This is a genomic window from Cellulomonas palmilytica, from assembly GCF_021590045.1.
Lineage (GTDB): Bacteria > Actinomycetota > Actinomycetes > Actinomycetales > Cellulomonadaceae > Cellulomonas > Cellulomonas palmilytica.
In genome coordinates, this window is sequence record NZ_CP062221.1 from 271,494 (window position 1) to 296,680 (window position 25,187).

Here is a 25,187-nt window from a genome sequence, read left to right on the forward strand (position 1 = left end):
TCAGAACCCCGGGTTGACACCGCTGACGCGGTTGATCGTGATGGACCCGTTCTCCAACCAGTTCGGGACGATGTACTCGGGCACCCCGACCTTCATGCCATCCAGCGGAAGGGCGCTGCGTTGCAGGACCACCGCTGCTGGGTCGTTCAGGGTTCCTTCAATAACGAACTGCCCTGTGTTGGTGGCTCCGCTTGCGCCACCTGATGGCAGGCCGGCTGCGTCTCTGTAGTTCCCTACACTTCGCGGGTCGACGGGCGACCAAGACGCACCGCCCGCCTTCGAATCACCGCCGTAGACGCGGAAGACCTTCTGGCCAACCGACGGCTCCAACCGGGCTACGGTGTTTGCGGCGACGTCGCAGTTGTGGACGAGAATAGCGGTGCTCGAGGCCGGTGGGCCGCGGGCCGGGTCGGTGGTGGTCGGGGTGCTGGTGAGCACGAAGTAGGTGTGCAGGTCGGAGACCGTCAGCGTGTACGCCGGGGCCAGCAGTGGCTCGTCGTCCACGACCGCGTCGACCGTGGCCGTGCGACCGTCGGACGTGAGCACCAGCTCACCAGGGCTCAGGTGGTCGGCACGCTCGTAGCGCTGGTCGCTCACCGACCAGAACGGGTGGTCCTCGGTGGTGCGCAGCTGCGCACCGTCGATCACCAGCACGATCAGCGCGTCCTGATGCTCGTGGACCGCCTCGACCTGCTCCCCGCGCTTCTCGCCGGCCTGCGGGTCTGCGGCCATGACCTCGTCGCCGACCTTCAGCTCGTCGATCCGCACGCTCGCCCCACTGGCCAGCAGCACACGCGTGTCACCCGAGAACGACAACCGGCACGCGGCACCCTCCGGCACCCTCGGCGACGAGCCCGACGGCTTCGCCTTCGCCGCCGACCCCGCCTTGGCCGCACTTCGCGCAGCAGGCGCCGCCGCCGACGACGTCTTCGCCGACACGCTCTTGACCGCCGACGACAACGACGAGCCCAGACGCCTCGCGGCAGGGGCGGCGAACTTCGCCGCCGCCTTGCCCAGGCCCGCGCCCAGCAGACCCGACGCGCCACCGACGACCGAGTCGAACGCGAGAGACCGCCACGAGAACGCCTCGAAGCCCAGTCCGTCCGCGCCCGCCGCGGCGCGCACCTGCTCGTAGGCCTCGCGGTCCCGCAGCTCGATCGCGGGCGTCACGCCCGAGCCGTCCGCGTGCACCTCGACCGTGAGGACCGGCCCGTCGACCGGCTGCCCGGTCGCCGCGAGGAGCGGATACACGACGTGCGTGCCGTCGACGCGCGGGGCACCCAGACTCACAGGAACCGTGAGCGCGACATCGCCCGCCTCGGTCTCGAACGTCACCGCGCGGCCGCGACTGGCGCGCGAGAACGTGATGGGGGTCACCGGGGCGGCCACGCGCAGCACGCCCGTGCCCGGGACGACAGCCTCGGCCACCGTCGGCGCCTCACCCGCGGCGCACCGCTGCGCCTCGATGCTCGGCTCGCGGGACGCGGCGACGACACCGACCGCCACTCCCCCCGCGAGAGCGGCCGCGACGATCGCACCCGTGACGCGACGCCTCGGCGCCCGCTTCGCTGCTCCCATGCCACCCCGTCCCAGGCAGAGCAGGAGACAGCCGCGGCAGCACCCTGCTGGTCGTGCCGTCTCAGGCGGCACCCGCGTCGTAGTCGGGCCCCATCGAGGGCCCGAGGGGACACTAGTGGTCATACGGGTCGCTACCGGTACGAACGGCTCGACGTTCACTTGAACGGACGACCGAGATGACGGACGCAGCCCCGGACGCGACGACCACGTCGTGCCGGACGAGTCGGCCCCACCGGTCTGTGGGTGGAGAAACGCTCGTCTGGCGAGCGCTTCTCCACCCACGAGCACCGCGCTCTCGTCGGACGCGGGCTCGGCCTTGCGGGGTGGGTCAGGCGTGGGCGGTGTCCGGGCGGGGGTGGAGGCGGCGGGCCAGCGCGGAGCGCGGGGGACGGGCCGTCGGGAGGCGGGAGGAGCAGACCGCGGAGCGGTCGGCGGCGGCGCGGGCGGTCTCGCGGAGGCGGATCGCGCGGGCCGCGGACTGGTGGGTGAGGAACGCCTGCGCGACGCCGACGAGCGCGGCGTGCCGGTGGAAGCCGTCGTCGGACCGGCCGCGGTAGTCGTCGAGACCCAGGGAGCCGCTGGTCGGCTCGGCGCTGGCCGGGGCGCGGTCGAGCCAGCCGGCGAGGTGCTGCGCGAGGTCCGCGTCGGCGGGCCCGCCCGCGACGAGCCAGAGCTGCTGCGGCCACGGTCGCCGCGGGTCGCCGAGGCACACGAGCTCGGCGAGCAGCGGCGGCAGCCCGCGAGCGCCCACGCCACCCGTGCGCTCGGGGACCTGGACGCCGATGCGCGCGACGGCCAGGCGCCCGGGCTCGACGGACACGGCGGTCCCGCTCGCGCGCCGCAGGTCCCGCGTCCACGCCGCGACCTGCTGCGCGGGCATCCACGCCCCGGCGGCGGGCGCGCAGCGCGCGTCCGTGACCTGCACGGCCTGGCCTGCGCCGATCCGCAGGGCCACCGGGGCGCCCGGGACGGCGGCCTCGAGGCCGCGCAGCATCGAGGAGACGGAGATCCCGCGGGCGTCGGCGACGAGCGGGACACCGCCGCGCCCGGCGCCGACCGCGTCGCGGTACGCCTCGACGACGACGGCCTCCGGCACCCGCCCGGGCGTGCGGCCGGTGCGCGGGTCCTCGTGCAGCCACCAGGACAGCGGGAGCGCCGTGCCGTCGGTCGCGGCCCACAGCCCGTAGGTGCGGCGCGGCTGCGGCAGGTCGCCGCCGCCGCGGCGGGCGGGGCGGGCGGGCGTGTCCCGGTGCCGCACGACGAACGCCTGCGGCCGGCTCGTCGGCACCACGTGCTGCGCGAGCGCGCGGCGCACGGTCCGCCACGGCCACGTGGACTCACTGACGAAGTGGTGCAGGCTCTGCTCGTTGACGTCCGCCCCCGCAGCGGCGGCGATGTTGCGCAGCGACTTGCGGCCGCTCGCGCGCAGCAGCCCGGCGACGTAGGCGGCCGCCTTGCGCTGCTGGTCGCGCCGCGGCAGGGCCGCGAACACGCTGGCGCAGAACTCCTCGAAGTCGGGTCTGCCGATCAGCTCGGCCGAGACGTGCGATGTCGTGGAAGTCATGGGTCCCCCTGCAGCTCGCCGGGCGGGTGCCCGGCACCGTCGTCCCGTCACGTGGGTCTCACGCACGGGTCCTTGCTCACGTCGTGGCGACCGCCAGGCCACGCGCGACGACCTCGTCGTTCAGCTCCCGGAAGTCGAGCGGTGGGTGCTCGGTGATCAGGTCGACGATCGGGTTGCGGTACTTGTCCGCCAGGTAGCGGTAGTTGGCAATGGCGCCGTCCTCGCGCTCGGCGTAGCGCTTGGGGTGCGGCAGGTGCAGCGCGGTCGCGGCGCGTGCGAGCACGAACGTCGCACCGTCCTGGAAGAGGCGGTACGCGAGGTCGATGTCCTCCCCGCCCCAGGTCCGGAACGCCTCGTCGAACAGCCCGACGCGCCGCAGCTGCTCCGTCGAGGCCGAGACGTTGCACGTCCAGTACAGGACCCACGGCGCGGGCAGGCCCGCGAGCTCGTCGTCGTACCGGGTGTAGGAGCGCTCCCGCATGTCGGGCCACACGCCGCGCGCGACGAAGCCTGCGAGCGTCGCGTCGAGGTCCGTCAGGTCGGTCTCGGCGCGCAGCCGCTCGGCGTCGTCGTCGTCCTGCTCGAAGCCGTGGACGTAGCCGATCACCGCGGCCGGGCCGGGCGTGGCCGCGTGCGCGTCCAGGTGGGCACGCACGGCGCCGCTCGCCAGGACGACGCCGCAGTCGACGAACACGCACACGTCGCCGGCAGCCGCCGTGATCCCCGCGTTGCGTGCGGCGGCGACGCGGTAGCCGTCGTCCTCCTGGTACAGGTACCGCAGCCGCAGGCGGGTCGCGAAGTCGGCCACGACGTCGGGCGTGCGGTCGGTCGAGCCGTCGTCGCACACGATCACCTCGAACCTGTCGGCGGGCAGGTCCTGCGCGACGAGCGAGGTGAGCGTCGCGGCGAGCAGGTCGGCGCGGTTGTAGGTGGGGACGACGACCGTCGCCGTCAGGAGCTCCGAGCGCACAGGGGCCTCCGGGATTCAGTGGGTGGTCGAGGTCATGACGGCGTCCGCGGGTCGCGGCACCGGCGGCGCGCCGCGGCGGGCGACGAGCACGGGCTCCGCCAGCACGACGACGAGCGCGAGCGCCACGAGCCCGGCGCCCATGAGCGGCACGAGCTGGGGCCCGCCCGCGTCCAGGACACGCCCGCCGAGGAACGCGCCCGCGGCGATGCCGATGTTGAACGCAGTGCTCACGGCGGCCATCGCGATGTCCGTGTTGCCGGGCGCGACCTGCAGGCCGCGGTGCATGAGCGTCGCGGCGAGCGCACCGAAGCACCCGCCCGTCAGGGCGACGCCCGCGACGACGAGCGCCGGCTGGTCGCCGAACGCCCACAGCCCGGTGTGCGCGACGACGAGCCCGACGAGGGTGACGACGCGGCACGCACGCACGTGCTGGTCGAGGAACCGGCCGACGACGGTCGTGCCCACCACCCCGGCGGCGCCGGACACCGCGAGCACCAGGCTCAGGGACCGGTCGGCGAAGCCCGCGTGGTCGAGCACGTACGGCGCGATGTACGTCAGCACTGCCATGCCGCCCGCGACCGCGAGGCACGTCGTGACGAGCAGCACGACGAACCGCGAGACGCTCGGCGTCAGCCCGCGCGCGGCGCCGCCCTCCTCGGGTGCGTAGCGCGGCACGAGTGCCAGGACCGCGATCGCGAGGACGACGCTCACCGCCCCGATCGCCGCGAACGGGACCCGCCAGTCGAGCTGCTGGCCGAGCCACGTCCCGAGCGGGACGCCGAGCACGGGTCCGAGCGCGCTGCCGATCGACAGCCGCGCGACCATCCGGCCGCGGACCTCGGGCGGGAACAGCCCGGTCGCGGCCGCCGCGGCGATCGACCAGAACAGCGCGTGGCTCACGCCCGCGAGCACGCGGGCCGCGGCGAGCACGCCGAACGACGGGGCGAGCGCGGCGAGCAGCGACGCGGTCGCGAACACCACGAGCGTCACGGTGAGCAGCCCGCGGCGCGGGACGCGCGCGGTCACCCGGGTCAGCGGCAGCGAGAACAGCACGACGATCACCGCGTAGACCGTGACGAGCTGGCCGGTCGTGGACTGCTCCACGCCGAGCGAGTCGGAGATCATCGTCAGCAGGCCGCTGGGCAGGGTCTCCGACGTCACGAAGCAGAACGCCCCGGCGGCGAGCACGGTCAGCGCGAGCACCGCGCGGCGCGGTGAGGTCAGGGGTGGTGCGTCGGCACGGGGGGAGGGCATGACGACTCCTTGGTCGGTGCGCGGTGGCTGCCGGGAGGTGGCCGCCGGGAGGTGGCCGACGGCTCGGCCGTGAAGAAGGGCGGGTGACGCGTCAGGCGACGACGGGCGTGCGGCGCGCCTCGCGCAGCGCCGCGGCCCACCACACGAGCTGGTCGAACATCGACTTCGCGGCACCCTCGTAGCGGGCGCCGTCGACGAGCCGGCCCTCGTCGTCGAACCGGTCCCACACGCCCGAGAACACGACCTGCTTGCGGATCGTGTGGACCTGCAGCTCGGTGAACACCTGGCGCAGCTGCTGGACGCTGCGCGACCCGCCCGCGGACCCGCCGTAGGAGACGAAGCCGAGCGCCTTGCCGGCCCACTCCTCGAGCACGGTGTCGACGGCGACCTTGAGGTACCCCGGGTAGCCGTGGTTGTACTCGGGCGTGACGACGACGAACGCGTCGGCGGCACCGATGCGCGCCTTGAGCGCCTCGGTGTCCCCCGAGCCGTCGAGCGTCACGGGCACGTGCACGTCGACGAGGTCCAGCACGTCGACGTCGAACCCGCCGTGCGCCTCGAGCTGCTCCCGCACCCATCCGGCGACGACGGGCCCGAACCGCTGGTCGCGCACGCTCGCGACGATCAGGACGAGCTTGAGCTGACTGGACATGCGACTTCCCCCTGGCTGAGTGGTGGCTGGTGCGGGCTACCCCTGCGGGGCGGGCCCCGTGCTGGTCCGGACGACGAGCTCGGTGGGCAGCGTCACGCGCGCGGCCTCGACGAGCGGGTCGACGAGCATGCGGGCCATGAGGCGGCCCTTGTCCTGCACCGGCTGGCGCACGGTCGTCAGGCCGAGCTCGGCCGCGCGCGGCACGTCGTCGAACCCGGTGACCGACAGGCCCTCGCCGGCGACGACGCCCCGGTCGCGCAGCTCGTCGAGCACACCGAGCGCGAGCACGTCGGTGGTCGCGACGACCGCCGTGGGCGCGAGCGGCAGGCCGAGCGCGAGCGCGGCGGCGGCCCGGCCGGCCGCGGGCGTGTTCTGGCCCGCGGAGATCGTGACCACCTGCGCGTCCGCGCCGAGCCCGACCTCGGTGCCGCGGGCCCGCAGGCGTGCGTACGGGAAGATCCGCGGGTCGTCGGGGTCGGCGAGCTGCACGTCACCGTCGTCCATGCTGTCCGCGACCACGACCACGCGGCGGTGCCCGAGCGCGCGCAGGTGCGCACCCACGGCGACCGCGGCGTCGTGGTCGTCGACGAGCACGCACGGCCCGCCGTCGTCGACCGTGCCGATGACGGGCACCCCGCGGTCGGCGAGCACGCGCAGCACGGGGTGCGTCGGGTCGACGCCGTCGGCGACGACGCCGTCGAGCGCGGCCTGGCGCACGGACTGCAGCAGGCGCAGCTCCTCGTCGCGCGAGTACGTGTGGGACACGACGTGCGGCCCGACGGGCATGAGCAGCACGTTCGTCGCGTGCTCGCTCGCGACCTGCGCGATGCCGGTGAGCAGGTCGAGGCAGTACGGGTCGCTGAACGCGTACGTGAGGTCCTGCGCGAACAGCACGCCGACCGAGCCGGTGCGGCGGCTGCGCAGCGAGCTCGCGATCGGGTTGGGGCCCGGGTAGCCCAGGCGGTCGGCGGCGGCGAGCACGCGCTCACGCACGGCGGGGGTCATCTGCTCGGGCCGGCGGTAGGCGTTGGAGACCGTCGACGGCGAGACCCCGGCCGCGGCGGCGACGGTCTTGATGCTGGGGCGCTCGGCCACCGTGACCTCCTGAGCCTGCGTGCCGGACCGCCGGCGGGATCGCCTGGCGGTGGTCGATCGAGCGCTTCTCGATCGTTCTAGTAGATCGTATTACTGGATCGTTGCACCGCCACCCGGGAGCGGTCAAGACCCCGCCGGGGCCCGACCTGACAGACGCGGCGACCGCACGGCCGCCCCACCTCGCGCCGCCGCTAGCGTGGCGGCCCGAGCCGCCGGTCCCGGCGGCGCGAGGACGACGAGGGGGCGACGTGGCGACGTTCGTGTGGGCATGCTTCGACGGCGGCGGGAACGTGCCGCCGAGCGTGGGGATCGCACAGGCCCTGGTCGCGCGCGGGCACCGCGTCGTGTTCGCGGGGCGACCCGAGATGGCGCCGCGCGTCACCGCCGCGGGACTGCCCGCGACGGTGCTCGAGTCGTCGTACGCGCGGGCCGACGCCTACGCCTGGCACCCGCGCGGCCGCCTGTTCAGCTTCCTCACCGACCCCGCGGTCGGCGAGGAGGTGCTCGCGCTGCGCGCCGACGAGGACGCCGACGTGCTCGTCGTCGACGCGATGTTCGGTGCCGCGCTCGACGCGGCCCCGCACGCGGGCGTGCCCGTCGCCGTCATGCTCCACACGTTCCTGCACCGCACCATCGACGGCTGGGAGGTCCTCATGGGGGACCAGGCCGAGGCGCGCCGCCGCGCGGGACTCGGGACCATGCCCGACGTGCGCACGCTGTGGCGACGCGCCGACGCGCTGCACGTCAACGCGCTCGAGGAGTTCGACTCCCCCGCGCTCACGCCCTGGCCCAACGCCCGGCACGGCGCGCCCGTGCTCGCCCTGGACTCGCGGGCCCGGCCGGTCCACGGCGCCGACGACGAGCGCCCGCACGTCGTCGTGAGCTTCAGCACCGCCGTCGCGCAGTCGTCGGTCTCCAAGCTCCAGCGCACCCTCGACGGCCTCGCCGACCTGCCCGTGCGGGTCACCGCGACCGTCGGCGCCGTGACGCCCGACGCGCTCGTCGTCCCCCAGAACGCCACCGTCCTCGCGTTCGCGGACCACGGTCGGCTCATGCAGGACGCCGCGCTCGTCGTGACGCACGGAGGGCACGGCACCGCGATGCGCGCGCTGCGGCACGCGGTCCCGGTCGTGTGCCTGACCGGGCGGGCCGAGGACCAGGAGGGCGTCGCCGCACTCGACCAGCCCCGCGTCGCCGCGTTCCTCGAGGAGCGGGGCGCCGGCCGGTCGCTGCCGGCCGACGCGCCCGCCGACGCGGTGGCCGCCGCGGCGTCGCAGGTGCTCACCGAGCCCTCGTTCGCCGCGGCGGCCCGCCGCCTGTCCGACGCGCTACAGGCCCGCGACGGAGCGGCGGAGGCCGCCGACCGGCTCGAAGGGCTCCTGACCGCCTGACCGCGGGCGGCGCCCGGAGCGCTCGCCCTGGCCCGCCCACGTCACCGCGTCGCGCAGCAGCCGCCCGCCGTCGAGCGTCAGCACCGACTCCGGGTGGAACTGCATCGTCGCGAAGAACGGACCCCGCAGCGCGTGCACGTCCGACCCGCGGCGGGCCACGTCGACGAACCCGACGCCCGGCACGTCGAACGAGTCGACGTGCGACCGCGCGACGTAGCTGTTGTAGAACCCGACCGTCTCACGCGCCCCGAACAGGTCGATCTCCGCCTGCTCGCCCTGCCGCGCCGAGGTGTGCGACACGACCCGCAGCCCGAGCAGCCCCGCCGTGACCTGGTGCCCGAGGCAGACCGCGACGAACGGCGAGCGCCGCGCGAGCAGCCGGGTCGCCGCCGCGCGCAGAGCGCGCACGCGCTCGTCGTCGTCCCCCCGCGGGTCCCCCGGGCCGGGACCCAGCAGCACGACGTCCGCGTCCGCGAGCGCCGCGTCCAGGTCCCGCCCGTGCGCCGCGACCTGCGTCACGGGCGCGATCCGGGTGTCCCACCCGCCGTCGGTGAGCAGGCACGCGAGCATGTGCGTGAACGTGTCCTCCGCGTCCAGGACGAGCACGCGCCCCGGCTCGGGCCGACGAGCGAGCGACCGCGCGGCCCGGCGCCCGGCGCCCGCACCGCGGCCGGGCCGCCAGAAGTCCGCGATCCGCCGCCCGCGGCGGTCCAGCGCGGCGAGGACGTCCGGGTGCGACGCGAGCGGACCCGCCGCGTCCACGTCGAACCCGCCGAGGACGCCCGCCACCTTCGCGCGGGTCTCGGCGGCCTCCGCGTGCGGGTCGGAATGGCGCACCAGGGTCGCGCCCACGCCGATCGTCAGGCGGCCGTCGTCGCGCACGTCCGCGGTGCGGATGAGGATCGCCGAGTCCACGCTCGGGGCGCCCGAGGCGTCGCGCCCGACGAGCGCGGCGAACCCGCTGTAGTACCCGCGGCCGCGGCCCTCGTGCGCGGCGATCACGCGGCACGCGTTCTCGATCGGGCTGCCCGTGACCGTGGGCGCGAACATCGTCTCGCGCAGCAGCGTCGGGACGTCGACCTCGGCCGTGCCCTCGACCAGGTACTCGGTGTGCGCGAGCCGCGCCATCTCCCGCAGGTACGGGCCGAGCACGTGCACGTCGCGGCACAGCCGCGACATCATCTTGATCTCCTCGTCGAGCACCATGTTGAGCTCGTCGGTCTCCTTGGTGTCCCCGAGGAAGTCGAGCACGCCGTCCAGCGTCGGTCCGGACGACGGGTACCGGTACGTCCCGCTGATCGGGTTCATGGTCGCGGTGCCGCCGTGCAGCGTGACGTGCCGCTCGGGGCTCGCGCCGACGAACGTCCGGGACCCGGTGTGGATCACGAACGTCCAGTACGCGCCCGCCTCGCGCAGCAGGAGCCGACGCAGCGCCGCAGCCGCGGCGACCACGGGCGGGCTGCCGTCCGCGACCTGCCCCTCCCACGAGCGGTGCACGACGAAGTTCGCGCCGGCGCCCGTGTGGATCTCGTCGCGCAGGACCGTCGCGACGAGGTCCGCGTACTGCTCGTCGGTCACGTCGAAGTCCCCGACGACGGCCGCCGGGCTGCCCGGCAGCGCGCCGACCACGTCCGCCCACGCGAGGCGGTGGTGCTCGGCGACGGTCAGGCACACGACCGGCTCGTCGTCGTCGACCGCGGCGAAGCCACGCTCCGTGACCTGCCGGTACGGCACGACGACGAGCGACTCGAGCGACCCGCCCGGCTCGCCCGGGCCGCGGCGGCTGCACGCGGCACCGTGCAGGGGAAGGTCGTGCAGCCGCCGGGCCTCGAGGACGTCGCCGACGAGCAGGTCGACGACGTCCTCGTCGTGCGCGGGGCGGTGCACGAGCGCGAACGGGCGCGTGCCGTCCGCGAGCAGCGCACCCAGGAGCTCGGCTGCCGTCATCCGACCACGTCCGCGGTGGTCGTGACGACGGCGCACCGGTCCGCCGCCCAGTCCAGCGCGAGCCGGTGGTACGCGAGCGAGAAGTCCGCGATCGCGTCACCCACGACGAACGGCTGGATGTCGTGCTGGAACGCGTCGGCGGCCGTCATCAGCACGCCGACGTGCGCGTACACCCCGCACACGACGAGCTGGTCGCGGTGCGCCTCACGCATCCGGTCGAGCAGCGGCGAACGCACGAACGCGCTGTACCGCCACTTCGTGAGCACCCAGTCGTCCTCGTGCGGCGCGAGCCGGTCCACGACGGCGCGGTCGTCGGGCTCCGCGCGCATCCCCGGGCCCCACACGTCCGCGAGCAGGCCGCGCTCCTGCGGGGTCATCGAGCCGGGCTGCGCCGTGTACGCGACCGGGACGCCGCTGCGGCGCGCCCAGGCACGCAGGGTCGCGACCCGCTCGACGAGCGTGTCACCCAGCGGCTGCGGCAGCCCGCGCACGAAGTACCGCTGCATGTCGTGGATCAGCAGCACCGCGCGGTCCGCGTCGACGCGCCACGGCATCGTCGAGACCGGGAGCTCGCCGCGCGTCGGCAGCGCGTACGCCTCCATCGTCGGCAGGCCCGGCACGTCAGCGTCCCTCCAGGAGTGCGACGAGCTCGCGGCGCCGCACCTTCGTCGTCGACGTCGTCGGCATCTGCTCGCGCGGCAGCTGCACGCGGCGCGTGACCGGCAGGTCCTGCGTCGCCAGCGTCCACCGCGTCGGGTCCAGCGGACTCCCGTCGCGCGTGCACAGCACGGCCGTGGGGCCCTCGCTGAGCTCGACGACGACGATCTCGGCGACCTCCGGCAGACGCACCAGGAGCCGGTCCTCGACCTCGAGCGTGCTCGGCACGCCGTCGATCAGGTCGATCTCCCGGTCCTGCAGGTGCAGGTGGCCGCGCGAGTCCTTGTAGCCCACGTCGCCCATGCGCCACCAGCCGTCGTTCACCTGCGCGAGCCAGCGCTCGTGCTCGGCGAAGTAGGTGACGATGCGCCCGTCGCTGCGGACCTCGATGTAGCCCGGGTGCTCGCGGCTCGGCGGGCGACCGTCGCGCGGCACCACCCGGATCGCGGTGGACAGCGGGAACCCGCGGCCCACGTCACGGCCCTCGGGCATGCCGCGGCGCTGGTCGTACACCCTCCACGCGATCGGGCCGACCTCGCTCTGCCCGTACATCTGCACGTACACCGGCCGGCGCCGGCGCGACGCGCGCAGCATCGCCTCGACGGTGCGCGGGTGCGCCGCGTCGAACGTGCTGGAGAAGATCCGGACGTCCGCGAGCGGGCGGGCCGGGTGGTCCGCCAGCACCTCCCACGACGTGAACGTGTTCGGGTGGGCCTCCACGAGCCCGGGGCGCACGCGCGCGAGCACGCGGGCGGCCAGGGCCGGGTCGTCCTCGCGCAGCAGCGCGACGCTGTGCCCGTGCAGCACCGCGATCGGCAGGGCCGTGAAGATCCGCGAGTGCACGAACGACACGTGGATCGCGACCGCCTCGCGGCGCGGCACGAGCCGCGCGAACAGCGACTGCGGGCGGTAGCGCGACTGCATCGTGCGGCGCGTGTGGACCGCGAGCTTCGGCAGGCCCGTCGTGCCGGACGTGTGCGTGACGAACAGCGGCTCGTCCGGCCCGACCTCGACCTCCGCCACGCGCGGCTGGTCCGTCATGCCCGCGAGGTCGATGCCCTCGCGCCACGCGCCGACCGTCAGCAGCGTCGCGGTGTGCGCCGCGGCGTCGGCCAGCGCGGGTGTCGCGAGCTTGCGCGGGTCCGTCAGCAGGTGCGGGCGGCCGAGCCGCTGCACGAGCGCGAACGCCGTCGCCGGCTCCAGCTTGGGCGACAGCAGGACGGGCACCACGCCGATCCGCGCGCACGCGCAGGCCAGCAGCGTCACGTCGAAGTTGTCGCTCTTGTAGACGACGAGCCGGTCGCCCGTGCGCAGGCCCGCGGACCACAGGCGCGCCGAGAAGTCCTCGACGAGCTCCTGCAGGTCCGCCATCGAGAACTCCCGACGGCCCGGCGCGAGGTCGAGGTCGTGGTCGGTGACGAGGCGCGCACGGGGGTTCGCGCGGTGACCGCGCGCGAACAGCGAGCCGAGCCGGATCCCCCGGTTGCCGATGCGTTGGTAGATCACGCCCCGGACCCCGCCCGCACCGGCTCCGCCTCCAGGACCGCCTTGATGGCCTCGAGCGTGCGGCGCACGTCGTCGACGATCTTCGCGCCCCACTCCTGCACGAAGCGCACGCGCTCCGCCTCGTCGAGGTCCGCCACGATGTGGTGGATGCCCTCGGTCGCCCGGACCATCACGTAGTCGTGCGTGAGGACGCTGCCCGTCGCACCCGGCTCGATGCGGAAGCCCCAGACGCTGTCCTGCGTCGTGCCGGCGTGCGTGCGCATCGCCCACGCGAACCGGACCGGGCGGTCGGCCTCGACGACCTCCGCCTCCGTGTACCAGGTGCCGCGCACCAGCGGCGCCCACCCGACGACGTCCTCCGCGCGGTAGTTCTCGCCGCGGAACACCGAGCCCACGGCACCGGGCTCCCCGGTCCAGACCCCGCCCCGGCACTCGGGGCTCCAGTCGCCGCTGCGGGCCAGGTCGGACACCGCGTCGTACACCTCGTCCGGGGAGAGGTCGAGCTCGATGGACTCCGCCGCCGTGAAGAGCGGGCTGCTGTCGATGATCGTCATGGCGGTCGATCGTGCGGTCGCCTCCTGTGACCGGCAAGAGGTCGGCGCGCCGCATGTCAGGTCGGGTCGTCGGCCCCGTGGCACGCGCCGCGACCTGACACGCGCGCCGCCCCGACCTGACAGACTCGCGCCCCGCCGGGCCCGCGGCCGAGCCGTGGTCGGCATGCTCGTCGGCGATGAGAGCCGCAGTCATCGACCGTCACGGTCCCCCGCAGAGCATCACGCTGCGCGAGCTCCCCGTCCCGGCCCCCGGCCCCGACGACGTGCTCGTGCGTGTCGCCTTCGGCTCCGTGAACCACGTCGACACGTTCGTCCGCAGCGGAGCCTGGCGGACCCCCTTGGCGTTCCCGTTCGTCGTCGGGCGCGACGCCGTCGGCACCGTCGTCGACGTCGGCGACGCCGCCGCCGGCGCGTTCGCCGTCGGGGACGAGGTGTGGACCAGCTCGCTCGGGTACGACGGGCGCGACGGCGCGCTCGCCGAGCTCGTCCGCGTGCCCCGCGCCCGCCTGTACCGCTGCCCGACGAACCTGCCCGCGTCCGAGGTCGTCGCGCTGGCCCACCCCGCGACCACCGCGTGGCTCGCCCTGTTCCGGCACGGGCACCTGCGGGCCGGGATGCGCGTGCTCGTCGTCGGCGGCGGCGGCAACGTCGGCTGGTCCGCCGTGCACCTCGCCGTCGCGGCGGGCGCGGTCGTCGTGACCACGTGCGGCCGCGACGACGCGTTCGACCTCGACCGCGCCGGCGCGAGGCCCGTGGACCGGTCGGTGCGGCTCGACCGGGCCGCGCTCGGCGGGCCCGTGGACCTCGTCGTCGACACCGCCGGCCGCAACGACGTCGAGGCGTACCTCGACGTGCTCACCCCCGGCGGCCGCGTCGTGCTCCTCGCCGGCATGACGACCCGCGCGACGTTCCCCGTCGGCGCGCTCTACCTCAACGCCGCGACCGTCACCGGGTTCGCGATCTCGCAGGCGTCCGTCGAGGACCTCGCGACCGCCGCGCGCCACGTCGTCGACGCCGTCGAGCGCACCGGTCTGCGCCCGCGGCGCCTGTCGTCCGTGCCGCTCGAGCACGTCGCCGACGCGCACGCGCGACTCGAGCGCGGCGAGGTGCGCGGCAAGGTCGTCGTCGCCGTCGGGGCGCACCACCCGCCCGCGGCGCCCGGCGCCGCCCCGCCCGAGGGCGCGCGTGCCCTCCCCACCTGACCCGCAGCCCGCCTGCTGCTCCCGGCGGCGCCCCCGGCGACCCGCCCGCCCTCACGTCCGAGCACCCCACGTCCCCACCCGAGAGGCCCCGCGATGCCCGCCATGCCCATCTGCCGTCAGCCGATCATCGACCACCGCGGCGGCACGATCGTCTCGCTGCACGTCACCGCGCTGACCCGCGAGGACGGCACCGGGCTGCGCGCCCCGTGGGCCTACGGCGCGCCGCCCGTCGGCCCCGACGCGCTGCGGCTCACCGGTGCGCTCACCGCGCAGGTCGGCGCCGACGGCACCGCCGAGGTCCGCACGCTCGTCGCGCAGGACCTCGCGCCCGCGATCGTCGACCGCCCCGCGGGCACGCTCGAGCGCGAGCTGCACCGCGTGTTCGTCCCCGCCGGCACCGAGGGCCCCACCGCCGTGCACGCCGCGCTGCTGCTCGCAGTCGAGGAGTGGAACGGCACGACGCGCGACGCCGTCGCGCAGGACGTCATCGACGCGCTCGCGCCGACCCTCGCCGACGCGGTCGGCAGCACAGTCCGCGCCCGCCTCAAGGACGACGAGCCGCAGGGCCTGACCGGCGGCGCCGTCCTCGGCGGCAGCATCACCGGGCTGCGCGACACGCTCGCGTCCTGGCCCCGCGAGGACTTCGCCCTCGTCCAGACGTCCCTGCTCGTCCCCGCCGCGGCCGACGCCGGGTCACTCGCGCAGGAGCTCGTCGTCACCGGACCCGCCGACGACACCTACCGTCTGCGTCTCGAGTGGCGCATCCGCCACCTGCCCGTCGCCGACGACGTCCTGCACCTGCAGGTGCACTACGGCGACTTCGTCGTCGCCGAGGCCGGCGGCCGCCAGACGCTCGTCGCGAACCGCCCTCGTCCCAGCGACTGGGAGACGTTCGGGCTCGTCCGCCTCGGCGGTGACCGCGTCGCGCTGCTCGCCCCCAACGGCGACTACATCTCCGCCGCCGGCGGCGGGGGCCGCGAGGTGCTCGCCGTCGGCGACCGGATCGGCGAGTGGGAGACGTTCCGCGTCGAGGAGGTCATGACCGACCGCATCGCCCTGCGCGCGTTCAACGGCCACTACGTGTCCGCCTACCACGGCGGCGGTCGTGAGCTCGTCGCGAACCGGCCCGTCCGCGACGAGTACGAGGTCTTCACCCTCCACCGCCCCTGACGCGCGCCCACGGCCGGGTCACCGCCAGTGCCACCGTCAGCAGCAGCGCGCTGCCGACGACGTCCAGCGCGTAGTGGTTGCCCGTGACGATGACGACGACGACCATGCCCGCCGGGAACAGCCACGCGAGCCACGCGACCCGCGGACGCTCGCGGCGCAGCGTGAACCACACGAAGTACGCCGCGAGCGCCGCCCACCCGACGTGCATGCTCGGGAACGCCGAGAAGTGGTTGCGGCCCGTCGACAGGTCGCGGGTGCTCTCGCCCGCGACCGGGTCGTTCTCCGCGATGATGTCGACGATCCCCGGCATCGCGAACCGGGGCGGGGACGTCGGCAGCAGCCAGTAGCAGACCAGCGCCAGGGCGGCGACGACGAGCAGCGTCACGCGCAGCACCCGGTACGTGTCCGCGCGCCGCAGGATCAGCCACAGCAGCACGGCCACCAGCGGCAGGTAGTACAGGCGGTAGTAGAGGACCGACGCGGCGATCAGCGCCGGCTGCCCGGCGAGCCACCGGTTCGCGCCCAGCTCGACGTCGAGCCCGACGGCCCGCTCGATCGAGTCGAGTCGCTGGGCGTTGTGCGTCGCCTGCACCTCGTCGGTCCCGACGAGGTCGTGCACGCCGAAGAACACCGCGTACCCGACGACGAGCAGCACCACCTCCACCACCGGCCGCCGCCACCGGCGCACTCGCGCGCGCCACGCGTCGTCGTCGCGCCGCTCCCCACCTACCACCAGGTCCGCCCCCGCCCGAGCCACCCGAACCGCCGTGACGGAGCCTGCCAGTTTCGCGCACGGCGCACGACCCACTTCTCTCGACCGTTCCACGGACCTTTCCGCCCAGTGCGCACGCTCGTGCGCCAGTGCGGTCGCTCGGCGTACGCGGTCGGGTGCGAACGTGCGCACTCGGTGTGGGGTGGGGTTGGTCGGGGGACGGCGAAGGGGCCCGCGCCGTGGCGCGGGCCCCTTCGCAGGTCAGGGTGGGTCAGAAGTCCCAGTCGTCGTCTTCCGTGTTGACGGCCTTGCCGATCACGTAGGACGAGCCCGAGCCGGAGAAGAAGTCGTGGTTCTCGTCGGCGTTCGGGGAGAGTGCGGACAGGATCGCCGGGTTGACGTCCGTCTCGTCGCGCGGGAACAGCGCCTCGTAGCCCAGGTTCATGAGGGCCTTGTTGGCGTTGTACCGCAGGAACTTCTTGACGTCCTCGGTGAGGCCGAGCTCGTCGTACAGGTCCTGCGTGTACTCGACCTCGTTGTCGTAGAGCTCGAAGAGCAGCTCGAACGTGTAGTCCTTGAGCTCCGCGCGCTCGGCCGGCGAGATGAGCTCGAGGCCCTTCTGGAACTTGTAGCCGATGTAGTACCCGTGCACGGCCTCGTCACGGATGATCAGGCGGATCAGGTCGGCCGTGTTGGTGAGCTTGGCGCGCGACGCCCAGTACATGGGCGCGTAGAAGCCCGAGTAGAACAGGAACGACTCGAGCATGGTCGAGGCGACCTTGCGCTTGAGCGGCTCGTCACCCCGGTAGTAGTTGAGGACGATCTCGGCCTTGCGCTGCAGGTTCGGGTTCTCCTCCGACCAGCGGAACGCCTCGTCGATCTCCTTGGTGGAGATCAGCGTCGAGAAGATCGAGGAGTACGACTTGGCGTGCACCGACTCCATGAACGCGATGTTCGTGTAGACGGCCTCCTCGTGCGGCGTGAGCGCGTCGGGGATGAGACTGACCGCGCCGACGGTGCCCTGGATCGTGTCCAGGAGCGTCAGGCCCGTGAAGACGCGCGTCGTCATCGTCTTCTCGGCCTCGGTGAGGGTCGCCCACGACTGGATGTCGTTCGAGACCGGCACCTTCTCCGGCAGCCAGAAGTTGCCGACCAGACGGTCCCAGACCTCGAGGTCCTTCTCGTCCTGGAGCCGGTTCCAGTTGATCGCCGAGACCCGGTCGACCAGCTTCAGCTTCCCCGTGGGGGTCATGTTCTCACTCACACTTCGTCACGAATCGGTCAAAACCGCAGGTCAGAGCGTCACAGCATGCAACTGACGCAACCCTCCACCTCCGTCCCCTCCAGGGCGAGCTGGCGGAGGCGGATGTAGTAGATCGTCTTGATGCCCTTGCGCCAGGCGTAGATCTGCGCCTTGTTGAGGTCACGCGTGGTGGCGGTGTCCTTGAAGAACAGCGTCAGCGACAGGCCCTGGTCCACGTGCTGCGTGGCCTCGGCGTACGTGTCGATGATCTTCTCGTAGCCGATCTCGTACGCGTCCTGGTAGTACTCCAGGTTGTCGTTCGTCATGAACGGCGCCGGGTAGTAGACGCGGCCGATCTTGCCTTCCTTGCGGATCTCGATCTTCGACGCGATCGGGTGGATCGAGCTCGTCGAGTGGTTGATGTACGAGATCGAGCCCGTCGGCGGGACCGCCTGCAGGTTCTGGTTGTACAGGCCGTGCTCCTTCACGAGCGCGGCGAGCTCACGCCAGTCGTCCTGCGTCGGGATGTGCACGCCGGCGTCGGCGAAGAGCTGAGCCACGCGCTGCGTGCGGGGCGCCCACTGGTTCTCGATGTACTTGGTGAAGTACTCGCCGGTCGCGTACTTCGACTTCTCGAAGCCGTAGAACGACGAGCCGCGCTCCTGCGCGAGCAGGTTCGACGCACGGATCGCGTGGTACGCGACCGTGTAGAAGTAGATGTTCGTGAAGTCGAGGCCCTCGTCGGAGCCGTAGAAGATCCGCTCGCGCGCCAGGTACCCGTGCAGGTTCATCTGGCCGAGGCCGATCGCGTGGCCGCCGCGGTTGGCGCGCTTGACCGACGGGACCGACTCAATGTCGGTCTGGTCGGACACGGCCGTGAGCGCGCGGATCGCGGTCTCGACGGTCTTGCCGAGGTCCGGCGAGTCCATCGACAGCGCGATGTTCATCGAGCCGAGGTTGCAGGAGATGTCACGGCCGACGTGGTCGTACGAGAGGTCCTCGTTGAACGTCGACGGCGTGGAGACCTGCAGGATCTCCGAGCACAGGTTCGAGTGCGTGACCTTGCCCTCGATCGGGTTGGCCCGGTTCACCGTGTCCTCGAACATGATGTACGGGTAGCCCGACTCGAACTGGATCTCGGCGAGCGTCTGGAAGAACTCGCGCGCGTTGATCTTGGTCTTGCGGATCGACGCGTTCTCGACCATCTCGTAGTACTTCTCGGTCACGTCGATGTCCGCGAACGGCTTGCCGTACACGCGCTCGACGTCGTACGGCGAGAACAGGTACATCGGCTCGTTCTTCTTGGCGAGCTCGAACGTGATGTCCGGGATCACGACGCCGAGCGACAGCGTCTTGATGCGGATCTTCTCGTCCGCGTTCTCACGCTTGGTGTCGAGGAACCGGTAGATGTCCGGGTGGTGCGCATGCAGGTACACCGCGCCGGCACCCTGGCGGGCACCGAGCTGGTTGGCGTACGAGAACGAGTCCTCGAGCAGCTTCATCACGGGGATGACGCCGGAGCTCTGGTTCTCGATGTGCTTGATCGGCGCACCGTGCTCACGGATGTTCGACAGCAGCAGCGCCACGCCGCCGCCGCGCTTGGAGAGCTGCAGCGCGGAGTTGATGCCGCGCGCGATGGACTCCATGTTGTCCTCGATGCGCAGCAGGAAGCAGGACACGGGCTCGCCGCGCTGCGCCTTGCCGAGGTTGAGGAACGTGGGGGTCGCGGGCTGGAACCGGCCGGAGATGATCTCGTCGACGAGCGAGGTCGCGAAGTCCTCGTCGCCCTCCGCCAGCGCGAGCGCGACCATGCACACGCGGTCCTCGAACCGCTCCAGGTAGCGCTTCCCGTCGAACGTCTTGAGCGTGTACGACGTGTAGTACTTGAACGCGCCGAGGAACGTCTGGAAGCGGAACTTCTTCGAGTACGCGTACTGGAACAGCGTCTTGACGAACGCGCGGTCGTACTGCGCGAGCACCGCCGGGTCGTAGTACTTGTTCTCGACCAGGTACTCGAGCTTCTCCTCGAGGTCGTGGAAGAAGACCGTGTTCTGGTTGACGTGCTGCAGGAAGTACGCCCGGGCCGCCTCGCGGTCCTTGTCGAACTGGATCTTCCCGTCGGCGCTGTACAGGTTCAGCATCGCGTTGAGGGCGTGGTAGTCCAGCCCCGACGTGTCTACGCGGAAATCAGTGACTGTCGCTGCCAAAACCGTTCCAATCCCTCGCGGACGCGGTGCACGTCCTCGTTCGTTCCCATGAGCTCGAAGCCGTACAGGTAGGGGACGTGGCACTTGGCCGCGACGATGTCCCCCGCGATGCAGTACGCCTCGCCGAAGTTGGTGTTGCCCGCTGCGATGACCCCGCGGATGAGGGCGCGGTTGGCCGCGTCGTTGAGGAACTTCACGACCTGCCGCGGGACGGCACCGCCCTCGTTGCCGCCCCCGTACGTCGGCACGACCAGCACGTACGGCTCCGTGACGTGCAGGAAGGGCTCGGCGGGGCGCAGCGGGATCCGCTGGGCCGGCAGGCCCAGCTTCTCCACGAAGCGGTGCGTGTTGTTGGACGCCGAGGAGAAGTAGACGAGCGCGCTCATCGTTGCCCCTCCCCGGGTCCGGAAGCTGACGTGACCGCGGGCCCGCAGGCCCGCGGCGTGGCCACCCTCGAAGGGGGCGGCGGTTCAGGCGACGGTCGCGGCCTCGAGGCGCTCGGCGAGCGCCTTGATCCGGTCGGGGCGGTAGCCGGACCAGTGGTCACCGTCCGCGATGACGACCGGCGCCTGCAGGTGCCCGAGCGACATCACGTAGTCGCGGGCGTCGGCGTCCTCGCTGATGTCCACGACCGTGTAGTCCGCGCCCAGCTTGTCGAGAGCACGGTAGGTCGCGTTGCACTGCACGCAGGCCGGCTTGCTGTAGACCGTGATCGTCATCGTGACTCTCTCCTGGGAAGTTCAGACGTGCGTGGAACGGGTGCCGCGCGGGGCCCTGGTGGAGCCCGCTGACGGCCTCGGAGCTGCCTTCTCCCGAACGCTCGTGGGGCCCTGTGCGAGGCTCCCGACGACCGCTCGGCTCCCCGGCCGACCGCGTGGTGAAGACACTACACCTAGTGTCTGACACCGCAACCGACCACTAGGTGTTGTGTTACACGCGTGTCGTTTTTCACCCCGTGGATGACTTCTCCACAGTACGACCACCCTCCGACAGAGCCTCTGAACTGCGGGTTTGCGGCAGTCGAACGACACGCGTGTGGTTCGACGCACAGGCGGCCCACAGACCGTCCACATCCGACCTCGTGTCGTCCCCAGGACCGTCCACAGCCGCTATGTCCGGGATGCTCCCGAGATGTCCGTCACACGTCTCGCGACGACTCCTGCCACGCCGCTCGCAGGCCGTCCACGAGCGGCGTCGTCGGGCGGCCCAGGAGGGTCCGCAGGGTGTCGGTCGCGTCCGCGAGCGCCCCGGACGCGATGTCCTGGTCCATCGCCACGAGGAACCCCGCGGTCCCCTCGTCGAGCCCCGCCGCCAGCAGCCCGGCGCGCTGCTCGTCGGCCGTCACGCGGCGGTACGTCACCGGGCGGCCCAGCACCTCCGCGGCCGCCGCCGCGAGCTCGTCGTACGTCCACGCGTGGTCGCCCGACAGCTCGTAGGTCCGCCCGTCGTGCCCGCTGCCCGTGACGACCGCGACGACGCCGCCCGCGAAGTCCGCGCGCGTCGCTGACGCCACGCGCCCGTCGCCGGCCGACCCGACGACCTCGCCCGTCGCGGCCGCCTGGCCGAGCGTCGCCACGTAGTTCTCCGTGTACCAGTTGTTGCGCAGCACGGTCACGACGAGCCCGGAGGCGGCCAGGAGCTCCTCGGTCGCCTTGTGCTCCGGCACGACGACGAGCGTGCTCGTGTCCGCGTGCGGCGCGCTCGTGTAGACGACGCGCCGCACGCCGGCGGTCTGCGCGGCCTCGACCGCCGCGGTGTGCTGCGGGATGCGCCGGCCGACCTCGGAGCCGGACACCAGCACGAGCGTGTCGGCACCCGCGAACGCGTCCGCGAGCGTCTCCGGGCGGTCGTAGTCGACCGTCGCGACCCGCACGCCGCGCGCCGCGAGGTCCGCGAGCCGCTCGGTGCGCCGTCCGCCTGCGACCACGTCGCCCGGCGCGACCCCCGCGTCCAGCAGACCCTCGACGACGAGACGGCCCAGGTGACCGGTGGCACCGGTGACGACGACGGACATGACTTCCTCCTCGGGACGTCCACGGCCTGGCCCGTGAGGACCACCGGCGGTGGTGCGGTGACGTGGTGCGGTGACGTGGTGCGCGACGACGGGACGGCGCCGCACGTCCAGGTCAACGACCCCGCCGACCGAGAATTCCCACCGCTCGACGCGGGAGGTTCGCTGTGGCACGTGGGCCGGGTGGGGGATGCTGGGCCGGTGCACGTGACCACGCTCGGACCGCTCGCGCTCGACGGCCGGCCCGTCCGCGGCGAGCGGCTCGCGGCCGTGGTGCGCGAGCTCGTCGCGGCGCGCGGTCGCGCGGTGTCCGTGGGCGCGCTGACCGAGGCCGTGTGGGACGGGACGCCGCCCGACGACGAGACCGGGGCCGTGCAGGCGCTCGTCTCGCGCGTGCGGCGGCTCGGCCTCGTCGTGGAGTCGGTGCCCGGCGGGTACCGGGTCCCGCGCGACGGGCTCGTCGTGGACTCCGACGAGGTGCGCGCGCTCGTCGTCGCCGCCCGGACCGCGCTCGACGCCGACGACCCCGCGACCGCCGCGGCGCACGCCGCCGCGGCCCGTGCCCTGCTCCCGGCCGTGCCCGAGGACCCGGCGACCGTGCGCCTGCTGGCGGACACCGCCGACGTCGCGGGACGCGCCGCCCTGCGCAGCGGTGGGCCGTTCGACGACGACGACCTGCGCCTGCTCGCGACCCGCACGCCGCCCGACGAGCCCGCGGTCGCGCTGCTGGTGCGCGTGCTGGCCGCGCAGGGCCGCGACGCGGAGGCGCTCGAGGTGGTCGAGTCGCTGCGCCGGGACCTGGCCGAGCGGTACGGCACGGACCCCTCGCCCGTGGTGCAGGACGCGCATCTCGCGCTGCTGCGCGGCGAGCTCGGCCGCACGCCGTCGACGCCGGTCCCGACGAGCACGACGAGCACGGCCGGCACGCCCACGAGCACGACGTCCGGCACGACGACCGCGCAGCCGCCGGGCTCGTCGTCGCGCGGCCCTGCCCGGCTGCCGCGCGCCTGGCGCCGCCCCGCGACCCCCCTCGTCGGGCGCGAGGCGGACGTCACCGCGGTCACGGCGGCGCTCGAGGACGGCCCGGTGGTCACGGTCGTCGCGACGGGCGGTGCGGGCAAGACGCGGCTCGCGGCGGAGGTCGCGCGGCTCGCGGCCGAGCGGGGCGACGCGGTGCACGTCGTCGAGCTCGCGGGTCTGCGCTCGGGCGACGACGTGCTGCCCGCGCTGCTGACCGAGCTCGGCGGCGCCGAGACCGCGCCGTCGCTGCCCGACGTCACGGAGCGACGGGTGCTGCCGCCGGCCGAGCGACTGCGCGCGGCGGTGCACGACCTGCGTGGGCTCGTCGTGCTCGACAACTGCGAGCACGTGCTCGCCGACGCCGCGCGCGCGGTCGCGGACCTGCTCGCGGTCGCGCCGCCCGACGTCACGGTGCTCGCGACGTCGCGCGCGCCGCTCGGGCTGGTGGGCGAGCGCGTGCACCGCCTGCCGGCACTGCCCGACGACGACGCGCTCGCTCTGCTGCGCGCTCGCGCGCAGGACGCGCGCCCCGGCCTGGTGTGGGACGACGAGCGGGCGCTCGAGCTGTGCCGACGCCTCGACAACCTGCCGCTCGCGCTCGAGCTCGCCGCGGCGCGGCTGAGGTCGATGCCCGTCGCGGACCTGCTCGACGGGCTCGCGGACCGGTTCGCGCTGCTCGACGACGCGCTGCGCGGCCTGCCGGAGCGGCACGCGAGCCTGTGGGCGCTGGTCGACTGGAGCCGTGAGCTGCTGCCTCCGGACGAGCGCGACCTGCTGCAGCGCCTCGCGGTGGTGCCGGGCTCGTTCCCCGCGACGCTCGCGGCCGCCGTCGCGGGGCGACCCGACGTGCGCCGAGGCCTGGCGGACCTCGTCGACCAGTCGCTGCTGGTGCTGGAGGACGCCGGGGCGGGGCCGGCCCGCTACCGGATGCTCGAGACCGTGCGTGAGTACGGCGACGCGCGGCTGGCGGCCGACGACGCGCGCGACGACGCGATGCGCGGGCTCGTCGCGTGGGCGGCGCGCGAGGCGGCGGACGTGTCGGGCCGGCTGCTGGGTGCGGGTCAGCTCGCGGCGCTCGCGCGGTGCGACGACGAGGCGGAGACGCTCGTCGCGGCGCTGCGCTGGGCCGTCGAGCGCGACGACGACGCCGCGGCGGTCGACGTGGCGTCCGCGGTGTTCCTGTGGTGGACGGTGCGCGGCCTGCACCTGGAGGTGATCGGCTGGGCGGCGCGCCTGCTGCGCGCGGACCACCCGGCCGCCCGGCGGCGCTCGGCCCTGCTCGTCGGCGCCGCGGCCCTGCCCCCGGGGGCGCGGCTGCCCGACGGCGACCGCGCCGCGTTCGTCCTGGTGCAGTGCGCGGTGAACAGCGGGGTCGCGTCGTCGACGCGCGGCGCGGTGCTCGCGCACCGGGCGCTGCGGCGCGTGCTGCGCGAGCAGGGCGACGAGGTGAGCCCGCGCGTGCGGGCGTTCGCGGACGTGATCCCGGTGCTCGCGTCGTCGGACGTCGTCGAGCTCGAGGCCGCGGCACACGGGCTCGTCACGCACGACGACGAGCACGTCCGCGCGCTCGGCCTGTTCCTGCGGGCTGCGGTGCGGGAGAACGGCGGCGACGTCGAGCGGTCCGCGCAGGACGCGCGGGCCGCGTTCACGCTGTTCGAGCGGCTGGGCGACCACTGGGGCATGGGCATGGCGGCGCAGGGGGTCGCGCAGTGGACGGCCGCGCACGCGGAGACCGGGGCCGTGGAGTGGCTCGAGCGCGGCGTGCGGCACCTCGAGCTCGTCGGCGCCGCGCAGGACGCGCGGAGCCTGCGGGTGGTGCTCGACGTGCAGCGCGCGCTCGAGGGCTCGGCCGACGCGGTCGACGCGCTGCGGGAGACGGCCCGCGCACCGCGCGCCGACGACTCCGACGTGACGCAGGCGCTGCTCGGGCTCGCGATGGTCGCGCTCGCCCGGGGCGACCGGGCGACGGCCGTGGCCCGCGCGCTGGAGGCCGCGGACCGCGTCGAGGCGAACACCGACCCCGTCGCCCAGGCGCGCGTGGTGTTCCGGGTGTCGGCGGTCGTCGTGCTGCTGCAGGCGACGCCGACCGCGCAGACCGGGCCGACGGCGCGCGACGAGGTCGAGGGGCACGTGCGGCGGGTCCTGGCCCGCGCGGCCGCCGACGTGGGCACCCTGGCGGACATCCCGGTGATCGGGTCGTTCGCGCTCGGGTGCGCCGAGCTCGCGGCATGGCGCGGCGACGTCGACGAGGCGAGCGAGCTGTGGGCGCTCGGGCGGCGCACGGGCGCGAACCTCGCGAACGCCGCGCTGCAGCTCGGTCAGCCCCTGTCCATCGCGGCCCGCGCCGCGGGCGAGGACGGCGAGCGGCGCATCGAGGAGCTGCGCGCGCTGCCGGCGGCCGAGATCCAGCGACGGATCCTGGCCGCCGGCGAGCGGGTGCTCAGCGACTGACGG

20 protein-coding genes are annotated in these 25,187 nt (G+C 73.8%); 4 read left to right on the forward strand and 16 right to left on the reverse strand.

Going from position 1 to position 25,187, the window contains the following annotated elements:
* The 6 genes from F1D97_RS01400 to F1D97_RS01425 all read right to left on the reverse strand — a co-directional run bounded on the left by F1D97_RS01400 (nucleotide 1) and on the right by F1D97_RS01425 (nucleotide 7,113).
* Entirely contained in the window at nucleotides 1-1,578 is a 1,578-nt protein-coding gene (locus tag F1D97_RS01400; RefSeq protein ID WP_236121958.1) for a Hint domain-containing protein, read from the reverse strand.
* 328 nt (nucleotides 1,579-1,906) lie between these two features.
* A complete protein-coding gene (locus F1D97_RS01405) occupies nucleotides 1,907-3,142 on the reverse strand; it encodes a transposase (protein WP_236121959.1) in 1,236 nt (411 codons plus the stop codon).
* Between the two features lie 76 nt (nucleotides 3,143-3,218).
* Nucleotides 3,219-4,112 (reverse strand): glycosyltransferase, encoded by an 894-nt coding sequence (locus F1D97_RS01410; RefSeq protein WP_236121960.1) that lies wholly within the window; start codon nucleotides 4,110-4,112, stop codon nucleotides 3,219-3,221.
* Between the two features lie 15 nt (nucleotides 4,113-4,127).
* Nucleotides 4,128-5,366, reverse strand: a complete 1,239-nt coding sequence (locus tag F1D97_RS01415) for an MFS transporter (protein WP_236121961.1) — start codon at nucleotides 5,364-5,366, stop codon at nucleotides 4,128-4,130.
* Between the two features lie 91 nt (nucleotides 5,367-5,457).
* Nucleotides 5,458-6,018: an NADPH-dependent FMN reductase gene (locus tag F1D97_RS01420; protein WP_236121962.1), complete on the reverse strand. Its 561-nt coding sequence runs from the start codon at nucleotides 6,016-6,018 to the stop codon at nucleotides 5,458-5,460.
* A 36-nt stretch (nucleotides 6,019-6,054) separates the two neighbouring features.
* Complete coding sequence (locus F1D97_RS01425) at nucleotides 6,055-7,113, reverse strand: LacI family DNA-binding transcriptional regulator (RefSeq protein WP_236121963.1); 1,059 nt, start codon at nucleotides 7,111-7,113, stop codon at nucleotides 6,055-6,057.
* A gap of 248 nt (nucleotides 7,114-7,361) precedes the next feature.
* Between F1D97_RS01425 and F1D97_RS01430 the strand changes: the two genes are divergently transcribed.
* The gene (locus F1D97_RS01430) at nucleotides 7,362-8,504 is read left to right on the forward strand and encodes a glycosyltransferase (protein ID WP_236121964.1); all 1,143 of its coding nucleotides are present in this window, start codon (nucleotides 7,362-7,364) and stop codon (nucleotides 8,502-8,504) included.
* Here F1D97_RS01430 and F1D97_RS01435 read toward each other — a convergent pair.
* From F1D97_RS01435 to F1D97_RS01450, 4 genes are read right to left on the reverse strand one after another with little or no spacing between them, the layout of a single operon-like run.
* Nucleotides 8,442-10,451 (reverse strand): chorismate-binding protein, encoded by a 2,010-nt coding sequence (locus F1D97_RS01435; RefSeq protein WP_236121965.1) that lies wholly within the window; start codon nucleotides 10,449-10,451, stop codon nucleotides 8,442-8,444. The two genes, F1D97_RS01430 and F1D97_RS01435, sit on opposite strands and share 63 nt — an antisense overlap.
* Nucleotides 10,448-11,071: an isochorismatase family protein gene (locus F1D97_RS01440; RefSeq protein ID WP_236121966.1), complete on the reverse strand. Its 624-nt coding sequence runs from the start codon at nucleotides 11,069-11,071 to the stop codon at nucleotides 10,448-10,450. The genes F1D97_RS01435 and F1D97_RS01440 overlap by 4 nt, the downstream gene beginning before the upstream one ends.
* A gap of 1 nt (nucleotide 11,072) precedes the next feature.
* The gene (locus F1D97_RS01445) at nucleotides 11,073-12,614 is read right to left on the reverse strand and encodes a class I adenylate-forming enzyme family protein (protein ID WP_236121967.1); all 1,542 of its coding nucleotides are present in this window, start codon (nucleotides 12,612-12,614) and stop codon (nucleotides 11,073-11,075) included.
* On the reverse strand, nucleotides 12,611-13,168 hold the full coding sequence (locus tag F1D97_RS01450) for an SRPBCC family protein (RefSeq protein ID WP_236121968.1): 558 nt from the start codon (nucleotides 13,166-13,168) through the stop codon (nucleotides 12,611-12,613). The genes F1D97_RS01445 and F1D97_RS01450 overlap by 4 nt, the downstream gene beginning before the upstream one ends.
* Nucleotides 13,169-13,344: 176 nt before the next feature.
* Here F1D97_RS01450 and F1D97_RS01455 point away from each other — a divergent pair, with 176 nt between their 5' ends.
* Nucleotides 13,345-14,370: a zinc-binding dehydrogenase gene (locus F1D97_RS01455; protein ID WP_236121969.1), complete on the forward strand. Its 1,026-nt coding sequence runs from the start codon at nucleotides 13,345-13,347 to the stop codon at nucleotides 14,368-14,370.
* Nucleotides 14,371-14,463: 93 nt separating this feature from the next.
* Nucleotides 14,464-15,540, forward strand: a complete 1,077-nt coding sequence (locus F1D97_RS01460; RefSeq protein WP_236121970.1) for a DUF7910 domain-containing protein — start codon at nucleotides 14,464-14,466, stop codon at nucleotides 15,538-15,540.
* Here F1D97_RS01460 and F1D97_RS01465 read toward each other — a convergent pair.
* From F1D97_RS01465 to F1D97_RS01490, 6 genes are all read right to left on the reverse strand, one after another.
* Nucleotides 15,521-16,273 (reverse strand): phosphatase PAP2 family protein, encoded by a 753-nt coding sequence (locus F1D97_RS01465; protein ID WP_236121971.1) that lies wholly within the window; start codon nucleotides 16,271-16,273, stop codon nucleotides 15,521-15,523. The two genes, F1D97_RS01460 and F1D97_RS01465, sit on opposite strands and share 20 nt — an antisense overlap.
* A 250-nt stretch (nucleotides 16,274-16,523) precedes the next feature.
* Complete coding sequence (gene nrdF, locus F1D97_RS01470; protein WP_236121972.1) at nucleotides 16,524-17,504, reverse strand: class 1b ribonucleoside-diphosphate reductase subunit beta; 981 nt, start codon at nucleotides 17,502-17,504, stop codon at nucleotides 16,524-16,526.
* A gap of 50 nt (nucleotides 17,505-17,554) precedes the next feature.
* The gene (gene nrdE, locus F1D97_RS01475; RefSeq protein WP_236121973.1) at nucleotides 17,555-19,636 is read right to left on the reverse strand and encodes a class 1b ribonucleoside-diphosphate reductase subunit alpha; all 2,082 of its coding nucleotides are present in this window, start codon (nucleotides 19,634-19,636) and stop codon (nucleotides 17,555-17,557) included.
* Nucleotides 19,637-19,671: 35 nt separating this feature from the next.
* The gene (nrdI, locus tag F1D97_RS01480; RefSeq protein WP_236121974.1) at nucleotides 19,672-20,088 is read right to left on the reverse strand and encodes a class Ib ribonucleoside-diphosphate reductase assembly flavoprotein NrdI; all 417 of its coding nucleotides are present in this window, start codon (nucleotides 20,086-20,088) and stop codon (nucleotides 19,672-19,674) included.
* Nucleotides 20,089-20,172: 84 nt separating this feature from the next.
* On the reverse strand, nucleotides 20,173-20,421 hold the full coding sequence (nrdH, locus tag F1D97_RS01485) for a glutaredoxin-like protein NrdH (RefSeq protein WP_236121975.1): 249 nt from the start codon (nucleotides 20,419-20,421) through the stop codon (nucleotides 20,173-20,175).
* 419 nt (nucleotides 20,422-20,840) lie between these two features.
* Nucleotides 20,841-21,716 carry an SDR family oxidoreductase gene (locus F1D97_RS01490; RefSeq protein WP_236121976.1) on the reverse strand — a complete coding sequence of 292 codons (876 nt, stop codon included), beginning with the start codon at nucleotides 21,714-21,716 and terminating at the stop codon, nucleotides 20,841-20,843.
* A gap of 33 nt (nucleotides 21,717-21,749) precedes the next feature.
* On the opposite strand from F1D97_RS01490, the gene F1D97_RS01495 reads away from it, so the two are divergent.
* Nucleotides 21,750-25,184 (forward strand): AfsR/SARP family transcriptional regulator, encoded by a 3,435-nt coding sequence (locus tag F1D97_RS01495; protein WP_236121977.1) that lies wholly within the window; start codon nucleotides 21,750-21,752, stop codon nucleotides 25,182-25,184.
* The last annotated feature ends 3 nt before the right edge of the window (nucleotides 25,185-25,187 follow it).